3 protein-coding genes are annotated in these 3,705 nt (G+C 70.6%); 2 read left to right on the top strand and 1 reads right to left on the bottom strand.

What is annotated here, in order from left to right:
* Positions 1 to 418, bottom strand: a 418-nt coding sequence (locus QH283_RS05730; protein ID WP_280501969.1) for a MarR family winged helix-turn-helix transcriptional regulator, incomplete at its 3' end; no start/stop codon positions are given.
* 246 nt (positions 419 to 664) lie between these two features.
* On the opposite strand from QH283_RS05730, the gene QH283_RS05725 reads away from it, so the two are divergent.
* Both QH283_RS05725 and QH283_RS05720 read left to right on the top strand, forming a co-directional pair.
* A complete protein-coding gene (locus tag QH283_RS05725; RefSeq protein ID WP_280501968.1) occupies positions 665 to 2,104 on the top strand; it encodes an MFS transporter in 1,440 nt (479 codons plus the stop codon).
* Between the two features lie 114 nt (positions 2,105 to 2,218).
* The coding region (locus QH283_RS05720; RefSeq protein ID WP_280501967.1) for an aldehyde dehydrogenase family protein at positions 2,219 to 3,705 on the top strand (1,487 nt) is incomplete at its 3' end.

Raw genomic sequence — 3,705 nt, 5'->3', positions numbered from 1 at the left:
GTTCGAGCCTGGCCTCGCCCTCGGCGGTGATGCGGAATTTGCGAGCGAGCCCCCCATCCGGGTCGGGGATGCGTTCGATGAGGCCCGCGCCCATCATGGCGGCGGTCTGGCGGTGCAGGGTGGAGGTGTCCAAACCGAAGGCGTCGCTGAGTTCGCCGACCGACATCGGGCCCTGCATACGCACCCGGTGCAGCACGATGTACGCGCTGCGGTCGAGCAGTCCACCGCGACGGGAGACGCCGGCCAGGCTGTAGCGGCCGAGCAGCATGGTCTCGAACTCCACCGCGGCCGCGCCGGCGTCGATGGCGGCGGAGTCGCCGGGGGCCGCGTCGTGGCCGTCCACGGCACCGCCGGTGACCGGCTCGCAGCCACCGGGCATCGCGCCGCTGCCCGCTGGGGCCGGAGCTTCGCCCGCCACCGGCCCACCGCGCCCTCGACCGCCTCGCACCCGCATCCTCCCCTGCCGTGGTCTGTCCGCTGTATCGTCGCGCACCTCTTCGGCGCGTGTCGCGCTTTCCCGGGGCGACGATCACATCACAGAACACCCCCAACCTGTCCAATTCGCCCGGTTCGCCGGTCGTGCAACCGTTTTGCATCATGCAAACGATGTGTATTCTGCATCGGTCGCGCCACCTTCGGCGCAGGTTCGTCACGAGGAGTTCCGGTGTCCCCAGCAACCCACGGGCGCAGCGCCTTGGTCGTCGCCGCGCTCGCCGCAGGCGGCATCGTCGCCGCGCTCATGCAGACCCTGGTCATCCCGCTGATCGTCGAGCTGCCGCGCATCCTGCACACCTCGCCGTCCAACGCCTCCTGGGTCATCACGGTGACGCTGCTGGTGAGCGCGGTGGCCACGCCGATCACCGGCAGGCTCGGCGACCTCTACGGCAAGAAGCGGATGCTGCTGATCTGCACGGTGCCGCTGTTCGCCGGACCGCTGGTGTGCGCGGCCTCCTCCTCGGTGGTGCCGATGATCGTCGGCCGTGGCCTGCAGGGCATCGGCGCCGGTGTGATCCCGCTGGGCATCAGCGTCATGCGCGACGTGCTGCCCGCCGAACGGCTCGGCAGCGCGATCGCGGTCATGAGCGCTTCCCTCGGCATCGGCGGCGCGCTCGGCCTGCCGATCTCGGCGGCGGTCGTGCAGTACACCAGCTGGCGGATCATGTTCCTCGGCGCGGCCGCGCTGGTCGCCGTCGTCGCGGCGGGCATCTGGCTGCTCGTGCCCGACGCCGAGCCGCGCGGCACCGGCGGTTTCGACCCGCTCGGCGCCCTCGGCATCGGCGTGACTCTGGTGTGCCTGCTGCTCGCGGTGTCCAAGGGCGCGGACTGGGGCTGGAACAGCACGCTCACCGTGAGCCTGTTCGCGGCCTCGGCCGTGGCGCTGGCGGTGTGGATGTGGTGGGAGCTGCGCCTGGACGACCCGCTGGTGGATCTGCGCGTGGCCGCGCGACGGCCGGTGCTGCTGACCAACACCGCCTCGGTGGTCATCGGCTTCGCCATGTACGCCCAGTCGCTGATCCTGCCGCAGCTGCTGCAACTACCCCTCGAAACGGGCTACGGCCTGGGCAAGTCCATGCTGGAGATGGGTGTGTGGATGTTCCCCGGCGGCCTGGTGATGATGGCCGTGTCCCCCGTCGGCGCGCGACTGTCGGCGCGATTCGGGCCGAAGGTGACCCTCGTGATCGGCAGCCTGGTGATCGCCGTCGGCTACGGCGCCGCCATGGCGCTGATGGGCTCCGCGCCGGGCATCCTGGTGATCACCTGCGTGTCCAGCGCGGGCGTCGGCCTGGCCTACGGCGCGATGCCCGCGCTGATCATGTCCTCGGTGCCGCTGTCGGAGACCGCCTCGGCCAACAGCCTCAACACCCTGATGCGCGCCATCGGCACCACCACCTCGGCGGCGGTGATCGGCGTGGTGCTCGCCCAGATGTCCACCTTCCTCGGCGGGCACCCCATTCCGACCGAGGCGGGCTTCCGCACCGGATTGCTGCTCGGTTGCGGCGTGGCGGTGGCGGCCGCGCTGGTGGCGCTGTTCATCCCCGGACGACCGAGGGCCGCGGCCGCCCCGACGGCGCAGACGGCCGCGGCGGCGCCGAGCCGGGTCTGACGACGCGCCCGCTCCGGCGGGTTCAACGTTTCCTCAACCCTCGCCGGGCATAGTGAGCCACATCACGGCCGTGGCGCCGTGGACGCAACCGGACTCAGCGAGGAGTGACCCGCCATGATCTATGCCAAGCCGGGAACCGAGGGCAGCGTCGTCGCCTACGCCGCTCGCTACGACAACTTCATCGGCGGCGACTGGAAGCCGCCGGTGGACGGCCGCTACTTCGAGAACCCCTCGCCGGTCGACGGTCAGGTGTTCACCGAGGTCGCCCGGTCCTCGGCCGCCGACGTCGAGCTCGCCCTGGACGCCGCCCACGCCGCCGCCGACGCCTGGGGCGCCACCTCGGCCGCCGAGCGCGCCAACATCCTCAACAAGATCGCCGACCGCATCGAGGACAATCTCGAGGCCCTCGCCGTCGCCGAGACCTGGGAGAACGGCAAGCCCGTCCGCGAGACCCTGGCCGCCGACCTGCCGCTGGCCGTCGACCACTTCCGCTACTTCGCCGGCGCCGTGCGCGCCCAGGAGGGCGGCATCAGCGAGATCGACAACGACACCATCGCCTACCACTTCCACGAACCGCTCGGCGTGGTCGGCCAGATCATCCCCTGGAACTTCCCCATCCTCATGGCCACCTGGAAGCTGGCCCCGGCGCTGGCCGCGGGCAACGCGGTGGTGCTCAAGCCCGCCGAGCAGACCCCGGCCTCGATCCTGAAGGTCGTCGAACTCATCGCCGACCTGCTGCCGCCCGGTGTGCTCAACGTGGTCAACGGCTTCGGCGTGGAGGCGGGCAAGCCGCTGGCCTCCAGTCCGCGAGTGGCCAAGGTCGCCTTCACCGGCGAGACCACCACCGGCAGGCTGATCATGCAGTACGCCAGCGAGAACATCATCCCGGTCACCCTGGAACTGGGCGGCAAGAGCCCCAACATCTTCCTGCCCGACGTGACCGCCGCCGACGACGACTTCCTCGACAAGGCCGTCGAAGGGTTCGTGCTGTTCGCGCTCAACCAGGGCGAGGTCTGCACCTGCCCCTCGCGCGCGCTGATCCACTCCTCGATCTACGACGAGTTCATGACCCGCTGCCTCGAGCGCACCAAGGCCATCGTCAGCGGCGACCCGCTCGACCAGGCCACCATGATCGGCGCCCAGGCCAGCAACGACCAGTACGAGAAGATCCTGTCCTACATCGACATCGGGCGGCAGGAGGGCGCCGAAGTCCTCACCGGCGGCGGCCCACGCAAGGTCGACGGCCTGGAGAACGGCTACTACATCGAGCCGACGATCTTCAAGGGCCGCAACGACATGCGCATCTTCCAGGAGGAGATCTTCGGCCCCGTCGTCTCGGTGACCACCTACGACAGCGTCGAGGAAGCGGTGTCCATCGCCAACGACACCCTCTACGGCCTGGGCGCTGGCGTGTGGACCCGCGACATGAACACCGCCTACCGGCTCGGCCGCGCCATCAAGGCGGGCCGGGTGTGGACCAACTGCTACCACGCCTACCCCGCGCACGCCCCCATAGGCGGGGAACAGAAGGGCCGCGACGGCCCCGGGGAGCCCCGCCGTAAGGGGGGCCCCGACCCGCCCCCCCAGCACCGGCGGGGGAG

This window comes from Nocardia farcinica (genome assembly GCF_029867845.1).
Taxonomy (GTDB): Bacteria; Actinomycetota; Actinomycetes; order Mycobacteriales; family Mycobacteriaceae; genus Nocardia; species Nocardia farcinica_A.
This window is presented reverse-complemented; position numbering and strand designations above follow the sequence as displayed.